The following is a 26185-nucleotide window of genomic DNA, read 5'->3' as shown; positions in this document are numbered from 1 at the left end:
AGGGGGTTTGAGTAACCATTTGAATTGGCAGTGGAAGAGGGTCCTCCAGTCGCTGCTGGCACGCCTTGTGCTGTTTCCTTTCCAACAGAACCTTCCCGGTTCTATTTTTTGGCCCACTTAGTAAACCGGTTTACTAACCGCTGCCACATCCGTTGGCAGGGTAGAGGAGAATGGAGATGCTTCGATTCGGCAAGACGTTCGCTTCCATGCTGATGGTGTTCGGATTGGGCCTGGTCGGTAGTGCCCAGGCGGCGCCGGCCAAGCGGCTGGCACTGGTCCAGGTGAATCAGCAGGCGCTCTATTTCACCCAGATCACCCAGGGTGCCCAGGCCGCCGCCAAGGCGGCGGGCGCCGAGTTGGTGGTGTTCAACGCCAACGACAACCCCTCCGCCCAGAACGACGCCATCGAGGCCTACATCCAGGACAAGGTGGACGCCATCCTGGTCTGTGCCATCGACGTCAACGGCATCAAGCCGGCGGTCTCGGCGGCGGTCCAGGCCGGTATCCCGGTGGTGGCCATCGACGCCGTGCTCAATGGCGACAACCAGGTGCAGGTCGGCGTCGACAACCGCGCCGCGGCTCGCCAGCTGGGGGAATACACCGGCAACTACATCACCCGAGAGCTGGGTGGCGAGGCCAAGGTCGGGGTGGTGGGAGCCCTGGGTTCCTACGTGCAGAACCTGCGTCTGGACGGCTTCCGCGAGGGGCTGGCCCAGCGCGCGCCCAAGGCGAAGATCGTCGGTACCGTGGATGGCAACAACGTGCAGGACACCGCGCAGAGCGCCGCGGAAAATCTGCTCACCGCCAATCCGGATCTGCAGATCGTCTATGCCACCGGCGAGCCGGCGTTGATTGGCACCGTGGCGGCCAGCGTCGCCCAGGGCAGCGGCGAGCGCACCCGGATCTTTGGCTGGGACCTGTCGCCCCAGGCCGTCCAGGGCCTGGATGACGGCTCCGTGGCAGTGGTGGTGCAGCAGAACACCCGCGGCATGGGCAAGGCGGCGGTGGAGGCGGCGCTGGCGCTGCTCGCCGGCCAGCAGGTCACCAAGCAGCAGGATATCCCGGTGACCCTGGTCACCCGGGAAAACCTGGATGCCTATCGCGCCGACTTCAAGTAGCGGAGACCGAGCATGGACACTGCGACGACGGTTCCCCGGGTCAGCATGACCGGCATCACCAAGAGCTATGGCTCCATCCAGTCCCTGCGCGGCGTCGACCTCGCCCTGCAGCCCGGCGAGGTCCTGGGGCTGGTCGGCGACAACGGCGCCGGCAAATCGACCCTGACCAAGATTCTTTCCGGCGCGGTGCTGCCCACCAGTGGCTGCATCCGCATCGACGGCCGCGAAGAGGTGTTCCAGGGCCCGGCGGATGCCCAGCGCTGTCGGATCCAGATGGTCTATCAGGATCTCTCCCTGTGCGACACCGTGGACGTGGCCGGCAACCTCTTCATGGGGCGGGAGCCCCGCCGCCGGCTGCTCGGGCTGCCGCTGCTGGACGAGCGCAAGATGCACGCCGATGCGCGCCGCATCCTCGAGGGGCTGGGCATCAGCCTGCCTGATACCCGCGCCCAGGTACGCCACCTCTCCGGCGGCCAGCGCCAGGCCGTGGCCATAGCCCGCGCCGCGGCCTTCGAACCCCGGGTACTGATCATGGACGAGCCGACCGCCGCCCTGGCGGTGGCCGAGGTCGAGGCCGTGCTGGAGCTGATCCGCACCATCAGCCGCCAGGGGGTGAGCGTCATCCTCATCACCCACCGGCTGCAGGATCTCTTCCTGGTCTGCGATCGCATCATGGTGATGTACGAGGGCCAGAACCTGGCCGAGCGCCGGGTGGCCGACACCAGTCTGGGCGAGATCGTCGAGCTGATCGTCGGCCACAAGTTCACCGCCCGTTCCGCCTGCGCCTGAATCGGAGGATTTCATGAATACCCTCGACCTGACCCGACAGCGCGTGGTGGTGCAGTCACCGCTGCGCCGCCTGCTGCACGACTATCCCGGCGTCGCCAGCATCGCGCTGTTCTTCGCCCTCTGCTGCCTGCTGTTCGCGCTGGTGACCGACAACTTCCTCAGCAGCGGCAACCTGCTCAACGTCATTCGCCAGAACGCACCCTTGCTGATCGTGGCCGTGGCCATGACCCTGGTGGTGACCACCGGTGGCATCGACCTGTCGGTCGGTTCCACCCTGGCCCTGGTGGGCGCCCTGGCCGCCCTCGGCCTCAACACCTGGCAGCTGCCCTGGCCGGTGGTGCTGGCCGGCGGCCTGCTGGTGGGGGCGCTGATCGGTGCGCTGAACGGCTACTTCATCGCCTACGCGGGAATCCCGGCGTTCATCGTGACCCTGGCGACCCTGACCATCATTCGCGGCCTGGCGCTGCTCATCACCCAGGGCTATTCCATTCCGGTTCCCCGTGAATTCAGCGCCTTTCTCGCGCTCGGTCGCGGCTGGGTGCTCGGACTGCCGCTGGCGGTATGGCTCGCGCTCTTCGCGGTGCTGGGCGGCATGCTGCTGCTGGGCAGGATGCGCTTCGGGCGCTATCTCACGGGGATTGGCGCCAATGCCGAAAGCGTCCGCCGGGCAGGGGTGAATACCCGCGGCGTGCTGCTGCGCGTCTACGTCCTGAGCGGCATGGCGGCGGCGCTGGCCGGGATGATCGTAACGGCACGGCTGGGCAGTGGCTCCTCCAACCAGGGGGAGGGCTTCGAACTGGAGGTCATCGCAGCGGTGGTGCTGGGCAGCACCAGTCTGTTCGGCGGCTTCGGCACCATCCTTGGCACCCTGCTGGGCGTGCTGACCATGGCGGTGATCAAGAACGGCCTGATCCTCGCCCATGTGTCGCCCTTCTATACCCAGATCGCCACGGGGGCCATCGTGCTGCTGGCCATCTGGCTCAACACCCGCATCCTCAAGACCGGCCGCCCGCTGGGGAGGGTAGGCGGATGAGTCTGTTTCGCCATCCCGAGCCGCTTCCGGTCGGGGTCGACAGCGGCCATGCCATGACGGTGCTTGGCCCGCTGCCGGTGGACCGGTTGGGCGTGACCCTGATGCACGAGCACATCCTGCTCGACGCCTCCGGCAAATGGGTGCCACCCCGTTGCTGCGGCGAGCGACACCTGGCCGAGCAGCCGGTGAGCATCGAACTGCTCGGCGAGCTGCATATGAATCCGCTGGTCAGCCGCGACAACTGCCAGCTGTTCGACGTGGAGCTGGCCTGCGCCGAGTTGCTGAAATATCGCGCCCTGGGCGGGGAGACGGTGGTCGATCCCACCAACCTCGGCATCGGTCGCGATCCCCAGGCGCTGCAGCGCATCGCGCGGCTCACGGGTCTCAACATCATCATGGGTGCCGGTTTCTACCTGGAGCCCTCGCACCCGGCCTATGTCAGGGAGCGCTCGGTGGAGGAACTGACCGCCCAGATCGTCCACGACGTGGGCGGAGCGGCGGAAAAGCCGGAGGTCATCGCCGGCCTGATCGGCGAGATCGGGGTGTCGGCCGCCTTTACCGACAGCGAGGAAAAATCCCTGCGCGCCGCCGCCCGGGCCAGCGGCCTTACCGGGGTGCCCCTGGCGGTCCATCTGCCCGGCTGGGAACGTTTGGGCCACCGGGTGCTGGACATCGCCGCCGCCGAGGGCGCCGACCTGCACCACGTGGTGCTCTGCCACATGAATCCCAGTCATCGCGACCTCGATTACCAGCACGGACTCGCGGAGCGGGGTGCCTTCCTCGAATACGACATGATCGGCATGGGCTACTACTTCGCCGACGAGGCCGCCCAGTCGCCGTCCGACGAAGACAACGCCCGCGCCCTCGTCGGTCTGCTGGAGGCCGGCTACGGCGAGCGCCTGCTGCTGTCCCAGGACGTCTTTCTCAAGACCATGCTCACCCGCTACGGCGGCCACGGCTATGGCTACCTGCTCAAGCACTTCGTCCCGCGTCTGCGCCGCCATGGCGTCACGGGGGCGCAACTGGAAACCCTGCTGATCGACAACCCGCGCCGCGTCTTCCAGCGCGTTCGATCGGCCTAAAGTCCCGCAACCGGAGAACCTATGAAACAGTCCGTTCTGCTCGCTGGCGAATCCTGGGTCAGCACCGCGACCCATATCAAAGGCTTTGACCAGTTCGCCTCCGTCACCGCCCACAATGGCGCCCAGCGCCTGCTGACCGCACTGGCCGACAGCGACTATGCCGTCACCCAGATGTGCGCCGACCAGGCGCAAACCGATTTTCCGGCGACGCTGGAAGCCCTGCGCGACTACCAGGTGATCATCCTGTCGGATATCGGTGCAAACAGCCTGTTGCTGCATCCGGATACCTGGCTGCGTAGCCGCCGCACACCGAATCGCCTGGCGGCGCTGCGCGAGTATGTGCTGCAGGGTGGCGCGCTCATGATGGTCGGTGGCTACTACAGCTTCCAGGGCATCAACGGGGGGGCCCGTTATCGCGGTACGGCGGTAGAAGAGGTGCTGCCGGTGCGTTGCCTGCCCTATGACGACCGCATCGAGGTGCCCGAGGGCTTCACGCCAGAGGTGCACGGCGAGCATGAGTTGCTGCGTGGCCTGCCCCAGGACTGGTCCTATCTGCTGGGCTACAACGAGGTGGAATTGCATCCGGACGCCCAGCTCGTGGCGAGCGTCGCGGGTAGCGGTCATCCACTGCTGGCGACCCGGGAAGTCGGCCAGGGGCGTACCCTGGTCTGGACCAGCGACATGTCGATGCACTGGATGCCCGACGACTTCCTGGCCGGCGATGCCTATCGGCGCTTCTGGCTCAACTGCCTGGACTGGCTCTCGCGGCGCGCCTGATCACCCGTAGTCCGACTGGAGATCCCCAATGCTCGACGATCCTTTGGCCCTGACCCGAGCGCTGCTGGGGTTTCCCACGCTCAATCCGCCGGGCGATGAAGAAGCCTGTGCGCAGTTCCTGGTCAAGACGCTCCGCGGGGCGGGCTTCCACTGCGAGTTGCAGCATTTCGGCGAACGACGTTGCAACCTGGTGGCCTGGCTACCGGGGCGCGGGGCCGGCAAGCCGCTGGGCTTTACCGGGCACCTGGACGTGGTGCCCCTGGGCAATGGCACCTGGCGCCACGGGCCCTTCGCCGGTGAGGTGGCCGAAGGGCGCCTCTATGGCCGCGGCGCCAGCGACATGAAGGCGGGCATCGCCGCCTTCATCGTCGCCTGCCAGCGCAATCGCGAGGTCATCGCCCAGGGGCCTGGCGTCCGGCTGCTGCTCACCGGCGGTGAGGAAACCGGCTGTGACGGCGCCCGGGCGCTGTGCCGGGATGCGCCGCACCTGCTCGGCGAGCTGGGCGCGCTGCTGGTGGGCGAACCCACCGCCAATCGGCCGGTACTGGGGCACAAGGGCGCCTTCTGGCTCCGCTGCACCGCCCATGGCCGCACGGCCCACGGCGCCATGCCCGAGGAGGGGGAAAACGCCATCTACCGCCTGGCCGAGGCCATTGGCCAGGCGCGCACCTTCGCCGTCGGCCCGCCGCATCCGCTCATGCGCCAACCCACGCTCAACGTGGGGACCGTCACGGGTGGGCTGAACATCAACTCGGTGCCGGATCGTGCCGCCTTCACCCTCGATCTGCGGACCGCACCGAACCTGGAGCATGCCGACATCCAGCGGCGTCTGGCCGAGCACCTGGGCAGCGATCTGGAGCTGGAGGTCCTGGTGGATCTGCCCGGGGTCTGTGCCGACAGGAGCGACGCCTGGGTGCGGCAGGTCTTCGACCGTTGCGCCACCCTGCACGGCGAGGCGCTGCCCGCCAGCGTGGTGCCTTATTTCACCGATGCCGCCGTGCTGCTGCCCGCGCTGAACGATCCGCCCACCCTGATCCTGGGGCCGGGAGAACCGAGCATGGCGCACAAGGTGGACGAATACTGCGAGGTGCAACGCCTGGAGGAGGGCACCGAGCTCTACGGGCAGTTGCTCCGGGACTGGATGCTCGCCGGACGCTAGCGCCGCGCCAGGGGTACCACCATGGGGGTGCCGGCCACGGGGTCGTCGATGATCAGGCAGTCCAGGTCGTAGACCGCCTTGATCAGCGCGGGGGTGATGACGTCGCGCGGGCGGCCGGTGGCCAGCACCTTGCCGTCGCGCATGGCCACCAGGTGGGTGGCGTAGCGACAGGCGTGGTTGAGGTCGTGCAGCACCATCACCAGGGTGTGGCCCTGCTGGCGATTGAGGTCTTCCAGCAATTCCAGCAGGTCGATCTGGTGGGTGATGTCGAGCCAGGTGGTGGGCTCGTCGAGCAGCAGCAGCGGGGTTTCCTGGGCCAGGGCCATGGCGATCCAGACCCGCTGGCGCTGGCCACCGGAAAGGGTGTCCACCGCCCGATCGGCCAGTTCGAAGACACCGGTGGCCTGCATGGCGTGGGTCACCGCGCGCTCGTCGTCGGCGCGCACGCCGCCGAACAGCGTCTGGTGCGGATAGCGTCCGCGGGCCACCAGGTCGCGCACCGAGATGTCGCCCGGGGCCTGGGAGCTCTGTGGCAGCAGGCCCAGGCGGCGGGCCACCTCCTTGGTGCGATAGCTCTGGATCGCCTGGCCGTCCAGCCAGACCTGACCCTGGCTGGGCGCCAGCAGCCGGCTCAGGGTGCGCAGCAGGGTCGACTTGCCGCAGCCGTTGGGACCGATGATGACCGTCAGCTCGCCATCGGGGATGGTCAGCGACAGGTCTTCGGCGATCAGCTTGCGGCCGTAGCCCAGGGTCAGGCGCTCGGCGTGCAGGCGCGAAGCGGGGGCGTCGTTCATGAGCGGCGGGACTCCCAGATGAGCAGGCCGATCAGGTAGAGCCCACCCAGGCTCACCGTGACCAGGCCGACCGGCAGGACATAGGGCAGGAACAGGCGCTGGGCGATGAGATCCGCGCCCAGCAACAGGACCGCGCCGGTGAGGGCGGCGGCGGGCAGCGCCAGGCGCTGGGTGCCGGTCAGGCGGCGGGCGATCTGCGGAGCGGCCAGGGCGATGAAGGAGATGGGGCCGGCTACCGCGGTGCCGGCGGCGGTGAGCACCACGCCCAGGCCCAGCAGCGACAGCCGCGTGCGCTCCACCGGCACGCCCAGGGCGCAGGCGGTGTCATCGCCCATCTCCAGCAGGAACAGCCGGCGACTCAGCGCCAGGCTGGCCGCACCCGCCAGCAGGATGAAGACCACCGCCGGCCAGGCCTTGGCCCAGGTGATACCGTTGAGGGAACCAGCGCTCCACAGGCCGGCGCTGAAGGCGGCCTCCAGGGAGGCGTGGACGATCAGCCAGGTGTTGAGCGCCATCAGCAGGGCGCGCACGCCGATGCCGACGATGATGAGTCTAAGGGTATCCACACCGCTGCCGCGCCAGGTCAGGGCATAGACCAGCGCCGCGCTGAGCAGGCCGCCGATCAGGGCGGCGGTGGTGCTCCAGAGGATGCTGGCCTGGAACAGCACCAAGGCGACCAGCACGCCGCTGTAGGCACCGGTGTTGAAACCCATGATGTCCGGGCTGCCGAGGGGATTGCGCAGCAGTGACTGGAACAGCGCCCCGCTCAGGCCCAGGGCGGCGCCGATCAGCAGGGCCAGGGCCACCCGCGGCAGGCGCCACTGGGTGACCACCAGTTCGATGCCGCGCGGCGCCTCGCCGAGCAGGGCGGCCAGCACCTGGGCGGGACTCAGGGACAGGCTGCCGCTGCCCAGGGCGAACAGGGCGAGCAACAGGGCGCCGCCGAGCAGGGTGAGCAGCACGCCGGGCAGGCGCAGGCGACCGGGACGGTTCATGCCCGGCCTCCCTGGCGCTGACGGCGCGCCAGCCAGATCAGCAGCGGCGCGCCGAGGAAGGCGGTCACCACCGAGACGCGCAACTCGTTGGTCACCAGCAGGCGGCCGACGATGTCGGCGGTCAGCAGCAGGCTGGGGGTGAACAGCAGGACGAAGGGCAGCAGCCAGCGATGGTCTTCGCCGATGGCCCAGCGACCCAGGTGCGGCACCATCAGGCCGACGAAGGCGATGGGGCCGACCGCCGCGGCAGCGGCGCCACAGAGCAGGGTGATGGCCAGCAGGCCGAGCAACTGGGTCTGGCGGACCCGGGTGCCGAGGGCGACGGCCAGGTCGGTGCCCAGGCTCAGGGCGTTCAAGGCTGGCGCCAGCAGCAGGGCGATGAACACCCCGCCCAGCACCGGCAGGCTGGCGCTGCTCAGCAGGTCGAGCTGGCGCACGTCCAGGGAGCCGAATTGCCAGAATCTCAGCTGATCGTAGACCTGGGGATCGAGCAGGGCGATGCCCGAGCTGACGCCTTCGAGCATGGCGCCCAGGGCCACCCCGACCAGCACCAGGCGCATCGGGTTGAAGCCGCCGCCACCGGCGATGCCGGCCAGCAGCACCACCAGGCTGGCCAGCAGGGCGCCGCCGAAGGCGAAGCCCAGGTATTGCTCCGGACCGCTGGCGCCGAACAGGGCGATGCCCAGCACCACGGCGAAACTGGCTCCGGCATTGACGCCGAGGATGCCCGGGTCGGCGAGGGGATTGCGCGTCAGCGCCTGCATCAGGGTGCCGGCCACGCCCAGCGCCGCCCCGGCGAGCAGCCCGGCGAGGGTGCGTGGCAGCCGCGCCTCGCGCACGATCAGGCAGGCCGGCTCGCTGCAGCCCTGGCCCAGCGCCTGCCAGACATCGGCCAGCGGGATGGCAGTGGCGCCGAGCGCCAGGCTGGCAGCCATCACCAGGAGCAGCAGGACAGCGGCGCAGCCGAGGATGAGGAGGCGGCGCGGGGTCATCCGCGACGACCGACGGGGAGGGGAGTGGATGAGAACAAGGCGTATTAACACATGATAGTCTGTATTACATGCTAACAGCCTTGCCCCGGCGGCTCGATAGCGTCCCCTGTGTTTTTCCGGTGATTCATGTCCAAGACGTCCTTCCTGCTCGACTTCGGCCTGCTCAGGTCCCACGCCGCCTTTCGCACCCTGTTCATCGCCCGCCTGGTCTCCGTTCTGTCCCTCGGCCTCCTGGCCGTGGCCATCCCCATCCAGGTCCAGGCGCTGACCGACTCGCCGCTCAAGGTGGGCCTGGCGCTGAGCATGGCCGGCATCGGCATGTTCGTCGGCCTGCTCACCGGTGGGGTGCTGGCCGACCGCCTGGAGCGGCGCCGACTGATCCTGACCGCGCGTTCCATCTGCGGCCTGGGCTTCATCGGCCTGGCGGTCAACGCCAGCCTGCCCGAGCCGTCGCTGACCGCCATCTACCTGCTGGCGCTGTGGGACGGCTTCTTTGGCGCCCTGGGCGTCACCGCGCTGCTGGCGGTCACGCCGATCCTGGTCGGGCGCGAATCCATGGTGCAGGCCGGTGCCCTGAACATGCTCAGCGTGCGGGTGGCGGCCATCGTCGCCCCGCCGCTGGGCACCCTGCTGATCGCCCAGAGTGGCGTGGCCTGGAACTACGGCCTGACCGCCGGCGGTACCCTGATCACCCTGCTGGTGCTCTTGCGCCTGCCGCCGCTGCCCCCGCCGGAACAGCCACGCGAGACGCCCTGGCAGGCGCTGGGCGGCGGCATCGCCTTCCTCTTCGAGAATCGCCTGCTGGGCGCAGTCGCCCTGGTCGGCGCCCTGGTCACCATGGCCAATGCGGTGCGGGTGCTCTATCCGTCGCTGGGGGAGGACTGGGGGCTGGATACCGGACACCTGGGCTGGCTCTATGCCGCCGCGCCCCTGGGCGCGGCCATCGGCGCCCTCACCAGTGGTCGACTGAACCAGGCGCCACGCCCGGGGCGTACCCTGCTGATGACCGCGGTGGCGACCTTTCTGGCGGTGGCGGTCTTTGCGCTGCTGCCCGGCTTCTGGCTGTCGGCGCTGTGCCTGGTGCTGTTCGGCTATCTGGGTGCGCTCAATTCCCTGGTGCAGTACGCGCTGATCCAGCGCCTGACGCCGGATCGCCTGCTGGGGCGGATCAATGCGTTGTGGACGGCGCAGAACATCGGCGGCGAGGCCATCGGCGCAGCGCTGTTCGGCGGTCTGGCCAGCCTGATGCTGCCGGCGCAGGCAGCCTGCGTCTTCGGTCTGGTCGCGACGCTGGTGGCAGCCCTCTGCTGGGCGCTGGCCCGCGGCCTGCGCCGGGCGGAAAGCCTGGGCGCCTAGCGTGTAAAACCGCCACGGCGTTTCTAACGGGTGCATACGGCGATCAGCAGTGGACAAGACCGATCGCGGCCATGGGCCGCTCCTACAGGCTAGCCGGCACCTGTAGGAGCGGCCTATGGCCGCGATCACCAAAACACCGATGTCTTTTAGGATCGGCCGCATCGGCGGACCGCCATGGCCGCTATCAGACTGCTCGCCTAGAAAACCCCACAGTAACTGTTCTGCTCAGGGCTTGGCGTAGCGCTGCTCCAGACGATCCAGCAGCAGGTTGGCGCTGTAGGGGTCGAGACGGAAGGTCTCGGCGCCCAGGGCTTCCACGCGGTTGTCCTTGACCGCCGGCAGGTGCGCCAGCAGCGGATTGCTGCGTACCGCCTCGGCTTCCTTGGCGTCCGCGGCGAACAGCAAAAAGGTCTGGCCCGTGAGACCGGTGGCGACGTTCTCGCCGGCCAGCTGGAGGATGTCGTGGCGCTGCCCCTGGCTATGGCCGGTCTCCAGCCCCGCTGGCAGTTTCGCCAGGGTGAAGCCCAGGCTTTCCAGCAACTGGCCCTGGGAAGAGGCGGCGGTCCAGAGATTGGCCTGGCGCGTCGCCGGGTTGTAGACGAAGGCGGATACCGGTTGCGGCGGCAGCTGCAGGCGCGCCTTGAGATCGGCGACCCGCCGGTCGAAATCGCCGACCACCTTGCGGGCGGCGTCCTCGCGGCCGGTGGCCTGGCCGAGCAGTTCCACCACCTGTTGCCAGCTGCGATTGTCGTAACCCACCACCAGCACCGGGGCGATGGCCTTGAGTTGCTCGACCAGGCGCAGCGCCGAGTCGTTGCCGGCGGCGCTGACCAGGATCAGGTCCGGCGCCTCGGCGGCCACGGCTTCGGCATTGGCCTCGCCGATGTACAGCCGCTTCACGTCGCGCTGCCTGGCGACCGCGCCCCACTGGCGCAGGAAGCCCTGGTCGTCGGCGAATCTGTTGTTGGGCGAGGTGGCGCCGCTGGCCACCACCGGCGCGCCGATGGCGAGCAGGGAGCCGGTAAGGGTGACGCTGGTGGAAACGATGCGTTGCGGCTTGGCCGGCAGGGTCACCTGGCTGCCGTCGGCGCTGATCTGCCGTGGCCAGTCCGCCGCCTGAGCGGGGCCGCCCAGGGTCAGGGTGGCGACCGCCAGAGTGGTGAGAATGCGAAACACTGACAACAAGCTGAACATGGACGCCTTCCAGTTGTAAGATAATCACTCTCATTTTCAAAGAACCACCCCCTGGGCAGCAAGTCGTTCCTTTCCAGTAGCCGACAGGGCCAGGGCAGGAGCCGTGGAGCCGGTACCCGCCGGCGCTCTGCCCAGTGGAGATTCACCAGAGATTTCAAAGGGTTGCTGGCCATTCGGCGAGATCGTTCGGTCCCTAACGAATTGACTTTCCGGCAGGCAACCTTTAGCTTCTGCTTATTGATAAGCATTATCATTCGTGTAGAGGTCCATCGAAATGACGAGCAAGAGGGCTGAGGTGGTCGGCGGAGTCGCTGCCGATCGTCGGGAACAGGCCGCATTCCTGTTCCAGTCGGGTGATCGCGTCCTGCAGGGGCGGGGCATCTGTGCCCGGGTCGAGACACCGGCCAGTGGCGGCGCGCACCGGGATAGCCTGTTCCTGCACGCCGTGGATGAGGCCTTCGCCCGTGCCCGCCAGGCCGGCATCGCCGAGCCGGTGATCATGGGTGCCATTCCCTTCGATACCACCAGGCCCTCCTGCCTCTATGTGCCTCGGGAGCATGCCTGGACGGCGCGCCCGGCGCCGGTCAGCAGCGCAGGGGTTGCCCCGGCGCAGGTGCGCGAGGTGCGCAACCTGCCCAGCGCGGACGGCTTCTGCCTGGCGGTGGAGGAGGCCATCGAGGCCTTCCGCCGTGGCGAGCTGAGCAAGGCGGTGCTGTCGCGCATCCAGGAGATCCGCCTGGCCGAGCCTGCCGACGTGGAGACCATCCTCGCCAATCTGGCGCGGCAGAATCCCACCGGCTATCAATTCCGCATCCCCACCGCCGAGGGCGGCGAGCTGGTCGGGGTCAGCCCCGAGTTGCTGGTGCGCAGGCAGGGTGCCCAGGTCCATACCAATCCCCTGGCCGGTTCGGCCAGGCGCCGCGCCGATCCGCAGGAAGACCAGCGCGTCGCCCGCGAGTTGCTGGAGTCCAGCAAGGACCACTACGAACATCGTCTGGTGATCGAGGACATCCGCGAGCAGCTGGCGCCGCTGTGCAGCCGGCTGGACGTACCCGAAGGCCCCTCGCTGCTCAGCACCAACGCCATGTGGCACCTGTCCACCGCCATCGACGGCGAGCTGGCCGACAGCCGCACCTCGGCGCTGCAACTCGCCTGCCGCCTGCATCCGACTCCGGCGGTGTGCGGCTTTCCCACGGCCGCGGCGCGCCAGTTGATCCAGCGCATCGAGCCCTTCGACCGCGGCCTGTTCACCGGCATGGTCGGCTGGTGCGATGCCCAGGGCAACGGCGAGTGGGTGGTCACCATCCGCTGCGGCACGGTGCAGGGCGACTGGCTGCGGCTGTTCGCCGGTGCCGGCATCGTCGAAGCCTCCGACCCCGCGGCGGAGTGGGCCGAGGTTACCGCCAAACTGGGCACCATGCGTGCCGCCTGTGGATTGCTCGACGAGGAGAACCCCACGTGAGTCTGGAATTCACCCCCTGGCCGGACGACCTGGCGGCGCGCTATCGCGCCCTGGGTTACTGGCCCGACCTGCCGATGACCGAGATCCTGGCGCGCAGCCGCGCGACCCTGCCGGACGCGCCGGCGATCCTCTGCGGCGAGCGGCAGCTGAGCTATGCCGAGCTGGACGAGCGCTCCAGTCGCCTGGCCGCCCACCTGCAGGCCGCCGGGCTGCGCCGCCACGACACGGCCCTGGTGCAGCTGCCCAACGTGGCCGAGTTCTACGTGGTGTTCTTTGCCCTGCTCAAGGCCGGCATTGCCCCGGTAAATGCGCTGTTCAGCCACCAGAAGCTGGAGTTGCTCGCCTATGCGCAGCAGATCCAGCCCCGGCTGCTGATCGCCTCCAGCGAGCACAACCTGTTCCGCGACGACAACTTCCTCGCCGAGTTGCGCGACGTGGCGCCGGGCCTCGGCGAGGTACTGCTGGATGGCGCCGACGACGCGCGCAGCCTGCAGCAGCGCCTGGATACCCCGCTGGACGGTTTTCAGCTGACGCCCACCGCCGGTGGCGAGGTGGCCTTCTTCCAGCTATCCGGGGGCAGCACCGGCACGCCCAAGCTGATCCCCCGCACCCACAACGACTACTACTACAGCCTCAGACGCAGCGTCGAGATCTGCCGCCTGAGCCCGGCGACGCGCTTTCTCTGCGCGCTGCCGGCGGGCCACAACTACACCCTCAGCTCGCCCGGCGCCCTGGGCGTCTTCATCGCCGGCGGCTGCGTGGTCATGGCCCGCGATCCCGAGCCGCTGCGCTGCTTCGCGCTGATCGAACGCCATCAGGTGGACTGGGTGGCCCTGGTACCCCCGGCGGTGGCGCTCTGGCTGCAGGCCGCGGCCGCGCCCGAGCAGCGTGCGCGACTCGCCAGCCTGCGCGTGGTGCAGGTGGGCGGTGCCAGCTTCGCCGAAGCCCAGGCCCGCCGCGTGCCCGCGGAATTGGGCTGCCAGTTGCAGCAGGTGTTCGGCATGGCCGAAGGCCTGGTCAACTACACCCGCCTCGACGACGAACCCGAGCGCATCTTCACCACCCAGGGCCGGCCCATGAGCCCGGATGACGAGGTGCGCATCACCGACGAGGACGGCAATCCCGTGCCCGACGGCGAGCCCGGCCTGCTGTCCACCCGTGGCCCCTACACCTTCCGCGGCTACTACCGCAGCCCCGAGCACAACGCCCAGGTGTTCGACGCCGAGGGCTTCTATTTCTCCGGCGACGTGGTCCAGCGCGATGCCGCCGGCTACCTCAAGGTGGTCGGGCGGGTGAAGGACCAGATCAACCGCGGCGGTGAAAAGATCGCTGCCGCCGAGATCGAGGGCCTGCTGCTGCGCCATCCCGGCATCACCCACGCGGCCCTGGTCGCCATCGCCGACGACTTGATGGGCGAGAAGAGCTGCGCCTGCCTGGTGGTGAGCGATCCGGCACTCAAGCCGGTGGCGCTGCGCCGCTACCTGCGCGAGCAGGGCGTGGCCGAGTACAAGCTGCCCGACCGTTTCCAGTTCCTTGACCAGCTGCCGCTCACCGCCGTCGGCAAGATCGACAAGCGCCGCCTGCGCGAGCAGCTGCAGACCCCATCCACCGAGCGTCCCTAAGGTTTCCCATGGCTATTCCCCGTCTTGCCTCCTATCCCTTGCCCCAGCCCGACGGCTTCCCCGCCAACAAGGTGGACTGGACGCCCGTGGCCGATCGCGCCGTGCTGCTGATCCACGACATGCAGCGCTATTTCGTCGAATTCTATGGCGACGACAGCCCGCTGATCGATCAGGTGGTGGCCAACATCGCCGCCCTGCGCGCCTGGGCCGATGCCCAGGGCGTGCCGGTGGTCTATACCGCCCAGCCCACCGACCAGCCGCCGGCCGATCGCGCCCTGCTCAACGACATGTGGGGCCCGGGCCTGACCCAAGCCGATCCCGCGCTGCAGCAGGTGGTGGACGCGCTGGCGCCCAAGGCTGACGACGTGGTGCTGACCAAGTGGCGCTACAGCGCCTTCCACCGTTCCAATCTGCAGGACCTGATGACCGAATGGCGGCGCGATCAGCTGATCGTCTGCGGCGTCTATGCCCACATCGGCTGCCTGACCACCTGCACCGATGCCTTCATGAGGGATATCCAGGCTTTCCTGATCGGCGACGCCGTGGCCGACTTCAGCGAGGAAGAGCACCGCATGGCGCTGCGCTACGTGGCGACCCGCTGCGGCAGCACCCTGAGTACCGCCCAGGTCACCGGCGCGGGTGCGGCCGTGCTCGATGAAGCCTGGCTGCGCGCCCAGGTCCAGCCGCTGCTGGACGCCGATGATGAAGCACCGGCGCTGGACGATAACCTCACCGATTTCGGCCTAGACTCGGTGCAGGTCATGACCCTGGTGGGCGAGTGGCAGAAGCGCGGTCTGCCGGTAACCTTCGCCGATCTCGCCGCCCAGCCGACCCTGCAGGGCTGGCTGGACCTGCTGCGCGCGCGCGCCTGAGGAATCTGCTGATGACGCAACTGGATTTCACCGGCAAGCGCGTCTGGGTGACCGGCGCAGGGCAGGGCATCGGGCTGCAGGTAGCGCGGCGCTTCCAGGCGGCGGGCGCCGAGGTGATCGGCCTCGACCGGCAATTCGCCGAGGGCAGCTATTCGTTCCGCACCCAGCTACTGGACGTCGCCGACGCGGCCCAGGTGGAGGACGTCTGCCAGGCGCTGCTGGCGGAAGAGCGCCGCCTGGACGTGCTGGTCAATGGCGCCGGCGTGCTGCGCCTGGGCACCAGCGACAGCCTGAGCCTGGACGACTGGCAGGCGCTGCTGGACGTCAACGTCTCCGGCCCCTTCTATCTGTTCCGCCAGCTGGTGCCGCTGTTCAAGGCCCAGGGCCGGGGCGCCATCGTCAACATCGCCTCCAACGCCGCCCATGTGCCGCGCCTGCAGATGGCCGGCTACTGCACCTCCAAGGCGGCGCTGGTGTCCCTGAGCCACTGCGTGGCCCTGGAGCTGGCCGGGTCGGGAGTGCGCTGCAACGTGGTCTCGCCGGGCTCCACGGCGACCCCCATGCTGGCCGGCATGCTCGGCTCGCCCGAGGGCTATCAACGCCTGGTGGACGGCCTGCCGGAAGACTTCAAGCTGGGCATCCCGCTGCGCAAGATCGCCCAGCCCGACGAGATCGCCAACACCGTGCTGTTCCTTGCCTCGGACCTGGCCAGCCATATCACCATGCAGGACATCGTGGTGGACGGCGGCGCGACCCTGGCGGCGTGAGAGGTTTTCGTCGGTTGGGTTGAGCGCCAGCGAAGCCCAACACGGCGGGTTCGACTCCGCCTGTTGGGCTTCGACGATGGGGCTGTCTCAACCCAACCTTCGGCTTGCCTCGCGACCGATCCCGGGCTTGCCGGGGCAGAAGAAGCTGAACGCCTGCTCGGATAGCCCCCTCTCCCCTCGGGAGAGGGTTGGGGTGAGGGCGCCCCTGGCTAGAAAGCCCAGTGGAAAAGGCTGCGCCGTTTTCCACGCTACGTGGCCGAGCGGTGCGTAGGTTGGGTTGAGCACCAGCGAAGCCCAACGCGATGGGTTCGACCTCGCCTGTTGGGCTTCGACGATGGGGCTGTCTAAACCCAACCTACGGCTTGCCTCGCGACCGATCCTGAGCTTGCCGGGGCGGAAGATCCTGAACGCCTGCTCGGATAGCCCCCTCTCCCCTCGGGAGAGGGTTGGGGTGAGGGCGCCCCTCGCTAGGGAGTCCAGTGGAAAAGGCTGCGCCGTTTTCCACGCTACGGACTCAAAGATACGGAGGTGAACCGGGGCTCGACCGCTAGCGGCGGGAGAGTAGCCAGGTTGGTCTGAGCGATAGCGAAGCCCAGGGTATTGTCATGAAACGCGTCGCGGCCATGGGCCGCTCCTACAGTCTGTGCTCAACCTGTAGGAGCGGCCGCATCGGCGGACCGCCATGGCCGCGATTGGTATTGCTGAAGAGCTTCGCTAACGAAGCCCTCCACTCAACCCGCCACCAGCACCCGGATCGCTTCCAGGCGCAGCGAGGCCTTGTCCAGGTAGGTCAGCCCTTCTTCGCGCTGCTGGCGCAGGCGGTCGATCTCGTCCTGGCGGACGCTGGAATTGACCGCGCGCAGGGCTTCCAGGCGGGCGATCTCTTCGTCCATGCCCGACAGGTAGGCCTGGCGGGCCTTGGCCACGCGTTCCTCGTGGCGGGGCAGGGCTTTGCCTTCGCCACCGCCGATCAGCTTGGCCAGGGAGTCGCGCTGGGCCTGGACGAACTTGTTGGCACTGGTGCGCGGCACGCTTTCCAGCTGATCGTTGAGGGTCTCGAAGGCCACCCGGGCGGCCAGGTCGTTGCCGTTGGCGTCCAGCAGGCAGCGGATCGCCAGGGGCGGCAGGTAGCGGCCCAGTTGCAGGGCGCGCGGCGCCACCGCCTCGCTGATGTAGATCAGCTCCAGCAGCACGGTGCCCGGCTTGAGCGCCTTGTTCTTGATCAGCGCCACGGCGGTGTTGCCCATGGAGCCCGACAGCACCAGGTCCATGCCGCCCTGGGCCATGGGGTGCTCCCAGGTCAGGAATTGCATGTCTTCGCGGACCAGGGCCACGTTGCGGTCGTAGGTGATGGTCACGCCTTCGTCGTCGCCCAGGGGGAAGCCGGCGTCGAGCATCTTCTCGCTGGGCTTGAGAATCAGGGCGTTGTCGGAATGATCTTCGCTGTCGATGCCGAAGGCGTTGAACAGCTCTTCCATGTACATCGGCAGGGCGAACTGGTCGTCCTGTTCGAGGATGTCCTCGACCAGTTGCTCGCCGGCACCGGCGCCGGATGAATTGAGTTCCAGCAGGCGGTCACGGCCATTGTGCAGCTCGGCTTCCAGCGTTGCGCGCGCCTGGGCGCCCTGTTCCAGCAAGGCCTGCCAGGTGGCGTCGTCGCCACCGGCCAACTGCTCGTCGAGCTCGCTGGCGAAGCGCGCCTGCAGGGCGCTGCCGGTCGGCGAGGTGGCCAGGAAGGCGTTCAGCGCCTGGTGGTACCACTGGAACTGACGCTCCTGGCGGCTGCCTTCGAGGTAGGGCACGTGCAGCTGGATGGTGTGGCGCTGACCGATCCGGTCGAGACGGCCGATGCGCTGCTCCAGCAGGTCCGGGTGGGCCGGCAGGTCGAACAGCACCAGGTGGTGGGCGAACTGGAAGTTGCGGCCTTCACTGCCGATCTCGGAGCAGATCAGCACCTGGGCGCCGAATTCCTCGTCGGCGAAGTAGGCGGCGGCGCGGTCGCGCTCGAGGATGCTCATGCCCTCGTGGAACACCGTGGCCGGGATGCCGGACTTCAGGCGCAGGGCGTCTTCCAGGTCCAGGGCGGTTTCCATGCGCGCGCAGATGACCAGCACCTTGTGCGGCTTGAGCGCCTTGAGGGTGTCGATCAGCCACTCGACGCGGCCGTCGTGGCGCCACCAGCGGTCGTTGTCGTCTTCCGGGGCGAATTCGGTTTCCGGCTGCAGCGACTGGCCGGGCATGACGCCCTCGTCCAGGTAGGCATCCGGGAAGGGCAGGGCGTGGGCGTGCAGCTCGCGCTCGGGGAAACCCTTGACCGCGGCGCGGGTGTTGCGGAACAGCACCCGGCCGGTGCCGTGGCGATCCAGCAGCTCGCGCACCAGGCGCGCGCGGGCCTCGGCATCGCCGGCGGCGGCAGCGTTCAGCAGGGTCTCGCCTTCCTGGCCGAGGAAACCGCCGATGGCGTCCTGGGCGGCCGGGCTGAGGGCGCCGGCGTCGAGCAATTCCTGCACGGCTTCGGCCACCGGGCGATAGTGCTGGGACTCCTGCTGGAAGGCGGCGAAGTCGTGGAAGCGGCTGGGATCGAGCAGGCGCAGGCGGGCGAAGTGGCTGTCCTGGCCCAGTTGCTCGGGCGTCGCGGTCAGCAGCAGCACGCCGGGGATGACCTCGCCCAGTTGCTCGACCAGGCTGTATTCGCGGCTGGCGCCCTCGGGGTGCCAGACCAGGTGGTGGGCTTCATCGACCACCAGCAGGTCCCAGCCGGCGGCGAAGGCGGCATCCTGGGCCTTTTCGTCACGCACCAGCCAGTCCAGGGAGACCAGGGCGAGCTGGGCGTCCTCGAAGGGGTTGCCCTCTTCGCTGGCCATGAAGCGCTCGGCGTCGAACAGCGCCACTTCCAGGTTGAAGCGGCGGCGCATCTCCACCAGCCACTGGTGCTGGAGATTTTCCGGGACCAGGATCAGCACGCGGCTGGCGCGACCGCTGAGCAGCTGGCGATGGATCACCAGGCCGGCTTCGATGGTCTTGCCCAGGCCCACTTCGTCGGCCAGCAGGACGCGCGGCGCGACCCGGTCGGCCACGCTGCGGGCGATGTGCAGCTGGTGCGGGATCGGCTGGGCGCGGGTACCGCCAAGGCCCCAGAGGCTGGACTGCAGGAGGCGGTTGCGGTGCTCGTGGGTGTGATAGCGCAGGCCGAACCAGGGCAGGGGATCGATCTGCCCGGCGAACAGGCGGTCGCTGGCCAGGCGGAACTGGATGAAGTTCGACAGCTGGGCCTCGGGCACGCTGCGTGCCTCGCGCTCGGCGGTGAAGCCGTGGTACGTCAGCAGGCCGTCCTCTTCGGAGACCTCGCGCACGGTGAGCTTCCAGCCCTCGAAATGGGTCACCTCGTCGCCCGGGGCGAAGCGCACCCGGGTCAGCGGGGCGTTGCGCTGGGCATACTGGCGCGTCTCACCGGTGGCTGGATAGAGCACCGTGAGCAGGCGGCCGTCCAGGGCCAGGATGGTTCCCAGGCCCAGTTCGGCCTCACTGTCACTGATCCAGCGTTGTCCCGGTTGATGCGACGCCATGTGGAAGCTTCTCCCCAGCTATCAAAAAGCCGGCTATTTTAGCGAAAGCGGAGTCAGAAGCCTAACGCGCTCTTTGCCGCAGTCCGCGAATTCGAGGTCCCCGTCATGATCCCCATCGTTCCGCCCCTGGGCGTGACCCCACCCAACCAGCTGGATCCGGCGCCCGTGCGCCCCGTGGTCGCGCCGGTGACGGCACCTGCCGAAACGGCGCACGCCCCGCTGGAGGACGAAGCGACCCTGGATCGCGAGGCGCGCCGCCGCCGCCGGCAGCGCGAAGCCCTGCGCCAGGGCCTCGGCGCCGAACGTGCCCAGGCCCTGGAAGAGCCGGAGCAGGTGGGCGCCCAGGTGGATCTGCGGGTCTAGCCATGCTCGAGCGCCTGGAGCTGGACGACGCCGAGCTGGCCTTCCACCCGCACTGGCTATCCCCGGAACGAGCCGATGCCTGGCTGCAGCAGCTGGACGCCGAAATCCCCTGGAGCCAGCCGCAGGTGCGGGTGTTCGGCCGCTGGCACCCGGTGCCGCGACAGGTCGCCTGGTATGCCGACCCCGGGGTGGTCTACGGCTACGCCGGCCTGGATCACGCCGCCTTGCCCTGGACGCCGCTGTTGCAACTCATCCGTGAAGCCGTCGAGGCGGCCTGCGGCCAGGCCTTCAATGGCGTGCTGCTCAACCGTTACCGCGACGGCCAGGATTCCATGGGCTGGCACAGCGACGACGAGGCCAGTCTCGGCACCAATCCGCTGATCGCCTCGCTCAACCTGGGCGCCGCCCGGCGCTTCGACTTCCGCCGCAAGGGCACCAGCCGAATCGGCCATTCCCTGGAACTGGGTCACGGCAGCCTGCTGGTCATGGCCGGCGCGACCCAGCATCATTGGCAGCACCAGATCGCCAAGACCCGCAAAGCCAGCGGGTTGCGGCTGAATCTCACCTTTCGCCGGATAGCGACATGAGCGACGACAGCAATCTCATCGACTTCACCACCGAGCGCGGCAAGCGCATCCACGACCTCAAGGAGCGCCGGCTGCAGGAGGTGCGCTCGGCCTTCGAGCAGGCGCTGCCGCTGACCGCCGCCAAGAAGAAAAAGCGCAAGCCGAAGAAGAAATAGCGGGCACTACCGTTCGTCGGGATTCGCCCTTGAAATTTTGTGGGGGATTCCTATCTAGGTTCATGCGGGATGCCGAAGTCGGGTCCCGCAGGCAACACCGAAACTTGCTGAACCTATCAGGAGATTCACCATGAGCAACGTACTGTCCCTGGCCCCGCTGTTCCGTCATTCCGTCGGCTTCGACCGGTTCAACGACCTGTTCGAATCCGCTCTGCGCAACGACGCTGGCAGCTCCTATCCGCCCTACAACGTCGAGAAGCACGGTGACGACCAGTATCGCATCGTGATCGCCGCCGCCGGCCTCCAGGAAGATGACCTGGAGATCGAAGTCGAGCGTGGCGTGCTCACCGTCAAGGGTGGCCGGCGCGAAAACAGCGCCGAGAGCGTGACCTTCCTGCATCAGGGCATCGCCCAGCGCGCCTTCAAGCTGTCCTTCCGCCTCGCCGACCATATCGAGGTGAAGGGTGCCGATCTCAAGCACGGCCTGCTGAGCATCGAACTGGTGCGCGTGATCCCGGAAGAAGCCAAGCCCAAGCGCATCGCCATCGCCGGCCAGCGCCCGGCTCTGGACAACTGATCGTCCAGGCGTCCTGCCTAAAAGCCCCAGCCCCGTGCTGGGGCTTTTTCGTTTGCGGCCCCGGCGCTAGCGGCCCTGGCCGAAGAGCTCCAGCAGCACCCCGCGCAACCAGCGGTTGCCGGCGTCCTGGTGATAGCGCGCGTGCCAGTGCTGCCTGACCGCGAAGCCTTCGATCGGTACCGGGCATTCGTGGACCCTGAGGCCATAGGTCTCCGCCAGGGTGGTGCCGATGTGCCGCGGCAGGGTGACGATGAGGTCGGAGGTGCCGACCACCGCGCCGACGCCCAGAAACCCCGGTAGCTCCAGCACGATGCGGCGCTGCACCCCGGCGCTGACCAGACCCGCTTCCAGCAGCTTCTGCCCGGTGCCGGCACTGATCAGCACGTGGCCCTCCTCGGCGTAGGCCGTGGCCGTCAATCGCTCGCCGAGGCGCGGATGGCGGGCGCTGACCAGGCAGACCCAATCCTGGGGAAACAGCAGTTGCTGATAGAGGCTGCCGCCCAGCCAGGGAATGAAGCCGATCGCCAGGTCCGCCTCGCCGATCTCCAGGGCCTGCTCGGTGTTGCCGTCGATCCGCGCGATCTCCAGCCGCACCCCGGGCGCCACCTCGCGCAACTGCGCCAGGATCCGCGGCAGCAGGGTGATGTGGCTGGCATCGCTCAGGCAGAGGCGAAACAGCCGCTGGGCGGTGGCGGGCTCGAAGGCGACCTCCCAGGCCACCAGCCGGCGCAGGGACTCGAGCACCTCACGACAGGGGGTGATCAGGGCCTCGGCCTGGGGCGTGGGCTTCATGCCGCCAGGCGTGCGCACGAACAGTGGATCGCGCAGCTGCTGGCGCAACTTGCCCAGCCAGAGGCTGATGGTGGGCTGGCTCTGACCCAGCTGTTCGGCGGCCCGGGTCACGCTGCCGGTGCGATAGAGCACCTCGAACAGCATCAGCAGCTTGGGTTCGGGCAGGCCGTCCGTCGGCAGCATTATCAGCATTCCTGATGGGCGAATTGGACTCTTTGTATAGCTCAATAGCAGACGCGGGCCTAGGGTAGGGCGAAAACAAGGAGCCCGATCCATGAAAATCTGCATCCTCGGGGCCGGCGCCCTGGGCAGCACCTTTGGCGCCTGGCTGAGCGAGGTGGGGCACGAGGCCTGGCTGCTCAATCGGCCCAATGCCCATATCGCGGCGGTCGCCCGTGACGGCCTGGACATCGAGACCGCCGAGGGCCGTCGCCGGGTCCAGGTACGGGCGGCGATGAGCGCCGAGGCGGTCGGGGTGGTCGACCTGGTGGTGGTGCTGGTCAAGTCCTTCGCCACGGCCGAGGCCATGCGCCAGGCACTGGCGCTGGTCGGTCCCGAGACCCTGGTGCTGTCGCTGCAGAACGGCCTCGGCCACGAAGAGCTGCTGGCCGAGATCGTCGGCCCGGAGCGGGTGATCGCCGGCAAGACCTATGTCGGCGGGGTGCTGCTCGGCCCGGGGCGGATCCGCAGCGGGGTGGCCGGCAAGCAGACCCTCATCGGCGAACTCGACGGCCAGCTCACTCCGCGGGTGCAGGCGGTCGCCGAGGCCTTTGCCGGCGCGGGGCTGGCCACCACGGTCAGCGCGAACATCCGCGGCACCCTGTGGGACAAGCTGCAGGTCAACGTCGCCACCGGGGCCCTCACCGGCATCACCCAGCTCACCTACGGCCAGCTCTATAGCGAGCCGCTCTTGCGCGACACCGCCTTGCAGGCGGTCGCCGAGGCCATCGCAGTGGCCCGCGCCGCCGGGGTCGAGCTGGGCCTGCAGGAACCTGAAGCCGCCTGGCAACTGGCCCGCGAAGGGCTGGCGCCGTCGTTCAAGACCTCCATGCTGCAGAGCCTGCAGAGGGGCTCCATCACCGAAATCGACTTCATCAACGGCGCGGTGGTGCGGCTCGGCCAGCAGTACCGCGTACCGACCCCGGTCAACGCCACGCTGGTCGCCTGCATCAAGGGCATCGAGCGCGCCCTGGCCGATCGACAACAAGAGGACGCCACATCATGAGCATTCCCAAGGCCTATCTGGAACACGTGGCCATCTGGGTGAAAGACATCCACTGGCACATCCGCTTCTTCCAAGAGGTGTTCGGCATGACCCTGCGCGAGGTGCAGGGCACGGTCGAGGAACCCACCCAGTACTGGACGCTGGGCGGTATGCAATTCATGAGCAAGCCGGATTTCGCCGGCCCCGAGGGGCGCCTGGGCCACCTGGGACTGATGTGCGAGGACCTCGACGCCGCCCTGGCCGCCGCCCGGCGTTTCGAGGGTGTGGAGCAACTGCCCCAGGGCTACAACTGGCTGCGGCTGCCCGATGGCCTGGCGCTGGAATTCATCCAGGCCGTGCCGGCCCGTGCCGTGCACGACGCCCTGGCCGTCAACGCCCGTCAAACCGAGTGACAGCGACCATGACCGTACAAGAAAAATATTTCGAGGACGCCCGCGAAGGCGACGAGGCGATCACCCCGAGCTACCAGGTCACCAAGGAACGCATCCTGGCCTATGCCGACCTGACCGGTGACCACACCCCGGTCCACGTCGACGAGGCCTATGCCAATGCCAGCCACTTCGGCGGCTTGGTCGCCCATGGCCTGATGGGACTGTCCATCGCCGACGGCCTCAAGACCCAGTGCGACTATCGCTTCCTGCCGGGGATGTCGCTGGGCTGGACCTGGGACTTCCTGCTGCCGATCCGAGTCGGCGACGAATTGCACGTCAAGCTGCGGGTGGGGTCCATGCGTCCGAGCAAGAGCAAGCCGGGCTGGGGCATCGTGGTGCTGCCATCCGAGCTGATCAACCAGAAGGGCGAGGTGGTCCAGCGCGGCGAGCACCGCCTGATGGTGCCGCGGCGGGAGGGCGCCCTATGAGTCAGCCACTGCCGCTGCAAGGCCTGAGGGTCATCGACTACAGCCACTTCCTCGCTGGTCCCTATGTGGGGCGCTGCCTGGCGGCGCTGGGCGCCGAGGTCATCAAGGTGGAACGTCCCGGCAGCGGCGATGCCGGGCGCCAGCACGCCTTCGTCCTCGACGACCAGCAGAGCGGCTACTTCCTGCAACTCAACATGGGCAAGCAGGGCGTCAGCGTCAACATGAAGGACCCGCGCGGCAAGGCCTTCATGCAGCAGCTCTGCGACAGTGCCGACGTCTTCATCGAGAACTACCGGCCCGGCGCCCTGGACAGGCTCGGCCTGGGTTATCAGGAGTTGTCCGCGCGCAATCCGCGCCTGGTGTACTGCTCGATTTCCGCCTACGGCCACACCGGGCCCGACGCCCATCGCGCCGGCTTCGGCCTGATCGCCGAGGCCAAGAGCGGCATCATGCAGATGGTCGGCACGCCGGGCGAGGCTCCACCATTGCTGCGCATCTCCCTGGGCGACATGTACACCGGCGCCCACGCGGTGGCCGCCATCAACGCGGCGCTGCTCGGCCGGGTCACCAGCGGCCGCGGCCAGCACATCGACATGGCGCTGTATGACACCCTGGTGTCCATGCACGAGTACGCGGTGCAGTGCTACACCCTGTCCGGCGGCGAGATCCTGCCGCAGCAGACCGGTCACGACATGCCCACCTCGACCCTCTATGGCGTCTTCCGCGCCCAGGACGGCGACCTGGTGATCGCCGCCCAGGTGGACGACTCCTGGAAGCGCTTCGCTGCCCTGGTCGAACAGGACGCGGGCCAGCCGGGTTTCGGCAGTGACCTGCGCTTCCACACCTCCACCGGCCGCAACGCCCATCGCGAAGTTATCCTGCCCATCGTCAAGGCCTGGGTGGCGGCCAATCCGGTCGCCCGGCTGCTGGCGCTGCTCGACGAGATCGACGTGCCCTGCGCCAAGGTGCAGCGCATCGACGAGGTGATCGAGGATCCGCAGATCAAGGCCCGCGGCATGATCCAGGAGCAGCAGCACCCGCGCTTCGGCACCCTGCGCATGCCCAATCTGCCATTCCACTTTTCCGACTGCGACACCACCATCCAGCAGGTGGCGCCGGATCTCGGTGAGCACAACGCCTCCGTGGCCCGGAGCCTGGGCTACAGCGCGGACGAGATCGCCCAGCTGCAGGCCGATGGCGTGCTCTTCACCCAGGAGATGCCGGCATGACCGACCACTACGCGGTGATCGGCCGCCCGATCAATCACACCAAGTCCCCTCTCATCCATGGGCTGTTCGCCGCAACCAGCGGCCAGGACCTGGAGTACGGTGCCATCGAAGGCTCGCTGGAGGATTTTGCCGGTGACGTGGCGCGCTTTCGCGCCCAGGGCGGGCGGGGCATGAATGTCACGGCGCCCTTCAAGCTGCAGGCCTTCCAGCTGGCCACCGAGCCCAGCGAGCGGGCGCGCCTGGCCAAGGCGGCCAATGCGCTGAAGTTCGAGGGGGAGCGGGTGCTGGCGGAGAACTTCGATGGTATCGGCCTGCTGCGTGACATCGAGGTCAACCTCGGCCAGCCGCTGGCCGGCAAGAGTGTGCTGCTGCTGGGCGCCGGTGGCGCGGTACGGGGGGCGCTGTTGCCCTTCCTCGCGGCCGGGCCGGCGGCGCTGGTGATGGTCAATCGCGATAGGCAGAAGGCTGCAGGGCTCGCCCAGGAGATCGGGCATCCGCTGCTGAGTGTAAGCAGCTACGAGGCCCTGCAAGGGGAGAGATTCGACCTCGTGATCAACGCCACCTCGGCCAGCCTGGTCGGTGAGCTGCCACCGGTCCCGACCGACGTCTTTGCCCAGGCGGCGCTGGCCTACGAACTGGCCTATGGCAAGGGGCTGACGCCCTTCCTGCGCCTGGCTCAGGAGCAGGGCGTGGCGCAACTGGCCGACGGCGTGGGCATGCTGGTGGAGCAGGCCGCTGAAGCCTTCGCCTGGTGGCGCGGCGTGCGCCCCGAGACCCGGCCGGTCATCGACCGGCTGACCCTTCCCCTGACATGAGCGAT

At 68.3% G+C, this 26185-nt stretch carries 26 protein-coding genes; 20 read left to right on the top strand and 6 right to left on the bottom strand.

The window, feature by feature from the left end:
- Positions 1-176: 176 nt before the first annotated feature.
- Genes PSK12I2_RS0120920 through PSK12I2_RS0120895 form a run of 6 tightly spaced genes read left to right on the top strand, consistent with a single transcriptional unit; the run spans position 177 to position 5958 of the window.
- Positions 177-1118 (top strand): substrate-binding domain-containing protein, encoded by a 942-nt coding sequence (locus PSK12I2_RS0120920; RefSeq protein ID WP_027599922.1) that lies wholly within the window; start codon positions 177-179, stop codon positions 1116-1118.
- Between the two features lie 12 nt (positions 1119-1130).
- Entirely contained in the window at positions 1131-1907 is a 777-nt protein-coding gene (locus PSK12I2_RS0120915) for an ATP-binding cassette domain-containing protein (protein ID WP_027599921.1), read from the top strand.
- 13 nt (positions 1908-1920) lie between these two features.
- The gene (locus tag PSK12I2_RS0120910; protein WP_027599920.1) at positions 1921-2940 is read left to right on the top strand and encodes an ABC transporter permease; all 1020 of its coding nucleotides are present in this window, start codon (positions 1921-1923) and stop codon (positions 2938-2940) included.
- Positions 2937-4022 (top strand): phosphotriesterase, encoded by a 1086-nt coding sequence (locus tag PSK12I2_RS0120905; RefSeq protein ID WP_027599919.1) that lies wholly within the window; start codon positions 2937-2939, stop codon positions 4020-4022. The genes PSK12I2_RS0120910 and PSK12I2_RS0120905 overlap by 4 nt, the downstream gene beginning before the upstream one ends.
- A gap of 21 nt (positions 4023-4043) precedes the next feature.
- Positions 4044-4799: a glutamine amidotransferase gene (locus PSK12I2_RS0120900; protein WP_027599918.1), complete on the top strand. Its 756-nt coding sequence runs from the start codon at positions 4044-4046 to the stop codon at positions 4797-4799.
- A 28-nt stretch (positions 4800-4827) separates the two neighbouring features.
- Complete coding sequence (locus PSK12I2_RS0120895; RefSeq protein WP_027599917.1) at positions 4828-5958, top strand: M20 family metallopeptidase; 1131 nt, start codon at positions 4828-4830, stop codon at positions 5956-5958.
- Here the strand turns inward: PSK12I2_RS0120895 and PSK12I2_RS0120890 are convergent.
- The 3 genes from PSK12I2_RS0120890 to fepD are packed head-to-tail and all read right to left on the bottom strand — an operon-like array spanning position 5955 to position 8739.
- The gene (locus tag PSK12I2_RS0120890) at positions 5955-6752 is read right to left on the bottom strand and encodes an ATP-binding cassette domain-containing protein (protein WP_027599916.1); all 798 of its coding nucleotides are present in this window, start codon (positions 6750-6752) and stop codon (positions 5955-5957) included. The genes PSK12I2_RS0120895 and PSK12I2_RS0120890 overlap by 4 nt on opposite strands.
- Positions 6749-7747: an iron-enterobactin ABC transporter permease gene (fepG, locus tag PSK12I2_RS0120885; protein WP_027599915.1), complete on the bottom strand. Its 999-nt coding sequence runs from the start codon at positions 7745-7747 to the stop codon at positions 6749-6751. Before fepG ends, PSK12I2_RS0120890 begins: the two co-directional genes overlap by 4 nt.
- Positions 7744-8739: a Fe(3+)-siderophore ABC transporter permease gene (fepD, locus tag PSK12I2_RS0120880; protein ID WP_027599914.1), complete on the bottom strand. Its 996-nt coding sequence runs from the start codon at positions 8737-8739 to the stop codon at positions 7744-7746. The genes fepG and fepD overlap by 4 nt, the downstream gene beginning before the upstream one ends.
- Positions 8740-8865: 126 nt before the next feature.
- Here fepD and entS point away from each other — a divergent pair, with 126 nt between their 5' ends.
- On the top strand, positions 8866-10095 hold the full coding sequence (gene entS, locus PSK12I2_RS0120875; RefSeq protein WP_027599913.1) for an enterobactin transporter EntS: 1230 nt from the start codon (positions 8866-8868) through the stop codon (positions 10093-10095).
- Positions 10096-10320: 225 nt separating this feature from the next.
- Here the strand turns inward: entS and fepB are convergent, their stop codons facing one another.
- Positions 10321-11289: a Fe2+-enterobactin ABC transporter substrate-binding protein gene (gene fepB, locus PSK12I2_RS0120870; protein ID WP_007160301.1), complete on the bottom strand. Its 969-nt coding sequence runs from the start codon at positions 11287-11289 to the stop codon at positions 10321-10323.
- Between the two features lie 274 nt (positions 11290-11563).
- Here fepB and PSK12I2_RS0120865 point away from each other — a divergent pair, with 274 nt between their 5' ends.
- The 4 genes from PSK12I2_RS0120865 to dhbA are packed head-to-tail and all read left to right on the top strand — an operon-like array spanning position 11564 to position 16012.
- On the top strand, positions 11564-12751 hold the full coding sequence (locus PSK12I2_RS0120865; protein WP_256204012.1) for an isochorismate synthase MenF: 1188 nt from the start codon (positions 11564-11566) through the stop codon (positions 12749-12751).
- Positions 12748-14373 (top strand): (2,3-dihydroxybenzoyl)adenylate synthase, encoded by a 1626-nt coding sequence (locus tag PSK12I2_RS0120860; protein WP_027599911.1) that lies wholly within the window; start codon positions 12748-12750, stop codon positions 14371-14373. The genes PSK12I2_RS0120865 and PSK12I2_RS0120860 overlap by 4 nt, the downstream gene beginning before the upstream one ends.
- A gap of 8 nt (positions 14374-14381) precedes the next feature.
- Complete coding sequence (locus PSK12I2_RS0120855; RefSeq protein ID WP_007160298.1) at positions 14382-15245, top strand: isochorismatase family protein; 864 nt, start codon at positions 14382-14384, stop codon at positions 15243-15245.
- 11 nt (positions 15246-15256) lie between these two features.
- Complete coding sequence (gene dhbA / locus PSK12I2_RS0120850) at positions 15257-16012, top strand: 2,3-dihydro-2,3-dihydroxybenzoate dehydrogenase (RefSeq protein WP_027599910.1); 756 nt, start codon at positions 15257-15259, stop codon at positions 16010-16012.
- A 731-nt stretch (positions 16013-16743) separates the two neighbouring features.
- Here the strand turns inward: dhbA and rapA are convergent.
- A complete protein-coding gene (rapA, locus tag PSK12I2_RS0120845) occupies positions 16744-19578 on the bottom strand; it encodes an RNA polymerase-associated protein RapA (RefSeq protein WP_027599909.1) in 2835 nt (944 codons plus the stop codon).
- Between the two features lie 105 nt (positions 19579-19683).
- Between rapA and PSK12I2_RS0120840 the strand changes: the two genes are divergently transcribed.
- The 4 genes from PSK12I2_RS0120840 (at position 19684) to PSK12I2_RS0120825 (ending at position 21260) form a co-directional block, all read left to right on the top strand.
- Positions 19684-19941, top strand: a complete 258-nt coding sequence (locus PSK12I2_RS0120840; protein WP_007160295.1) for a hypothetical protein — start codon at positions 19684-19686, stop codon at positions 19939-19941.
- Positions 19942-19943: 2 nt separating this feature from the next.
- A complete protein-coding gene (locus tag PSK12I2_RS0120835; RefSeq protein ID WP_027599908.1) occupies positions 19944-20528 on the top strand; it encodes an alpha-ketoglutarate-dependent dioxygenase AlkB in 585 nt (194 codons plus the stop codon).
- Entirely contained in the window at positions 20525-20683 is a 159-nt protein-coding gene (locus tag PSK12I2_RS25120; RefSeq protein ID WP_007160293.1) for a hypothetical protein, read from the top strand. Before PSK12I2_RS0120835 ends, PSK12I2_RS25120 begins: the two co-directional genes overlap by 4 nt.
- A 130-nt stretch (positions 20684-20813) precedes the next feature.
- The gene (locus PSK12I2_RS0120825; protein ID WP_007160292.1) at positions 20814-21260 is read left to right on the top strand and encodes an Hsp20 family protein; all 447 of its coding nucleotides are present in this window, start codon (positions 20814-20816) and stop codon (positions 21258-21260) included.
- Between the two features lie 66 nt (positions 21261-21326).
- Here PSK12I2_RS0120825 and PSK12I2_RS0120820 read toward each other — a convergent pair whose 3' ends face one another.
- Positions 21327-22235, bottom strand: coding sequence for a LysR family transcriptional regulator (locus PSK12I2_RS0120820; protein ID WP_027599907.1), 909 nt, complete (start codon positions 22233-22235; stop codon positions 21327-21329).
- A gap of 91 nt (positions 22236-22326) precedes the next feature.
- Between PSK12I2_RS0120820 and PSK12I2_RS0120815 the strand changes: the two genes are divergently transcribed.
- From PSK12I2_RS0120815 to aroE, 5 genes are read left to right on the top strand one after another with little or no spacing between them, the layout of a single operon-like run.
- A complete protein-coding gene (locus PSK12I2_RS0120815) occupies positions 22327-23277 on the top strand; it encodes a ketopantoate reductase family protein (RefSeq protein WP_027599906.1) in 951 nt (316 codons plus the stop codon).
- Complete coding sequence (locus PSK12I2_RS0120810) at positions 23274-23669, top strand: VOC family protein (RefSeq protein ID WP_027599905.1); 396 nt, start codon at positions 23274-23276, stop codon at positions 23667-23669. Before PSK12I2_RS0120815 ends, PSK12I2_RS0120810 begins: the two co-directional genes overlap by 4 nt.
- Positions 23670-23677: 8 nt before the next feature.
- Positions 23678-24136, top strand: a complete 459-nt coding sequence (locus tag PSK12I2_RS0120805; protein WP_027599904.1) for a MaoC family dehydratase — start codon at positions 23678-23680, stop codon at positions 24134-24136.
- A complete protein-coding gene (locus tag PSK12I2_RS0120800) occupies positions 24133-25365 on the top strand; it encodes a CaiB/BaiF CoA-transferase family protein (RefSeq protein WP_027599903.1) in 1233 nt (410 codons plus the stop codon). Before PSK12I2_RS0120805 ends, PSK12I2_RS0120800 begins: the two co-directional genes overlap by 4 nt.
- Positions 25362-26180: a shikimate dehydrogenase gene (aroE, locus tag PSK12I2_RS0120795; protein WP_027599902.1), complete on the top strand. Its 819-nt coding sequence runs from the start codon at positions 25362-25364 to the stop codon at positions 26178-26180. The genes PSK12I2_RS0120800 and aroE overlap by 4 nt, the downstream gene beginning before the upstream one ends.
- The last annotated feature ends 5 nt before the right edge of the window (positions 26181-26185 follow it).

The organism is Pseudomonas sp. MOIL14HWK12:I2 (genome assembly GCF_000510745.1).
GTDB lineage: Bacteria > Pseudomonadota > Gammaproteobacteria > Pseudomonadales > Pseudomonadaceae > Chryseomonas > Chryseomonas oryzihabitans.
Note: the sequence above shows the minus strand (reverse complement) of the source record. Positions and strands in the feature narration are given on the sequence as shown.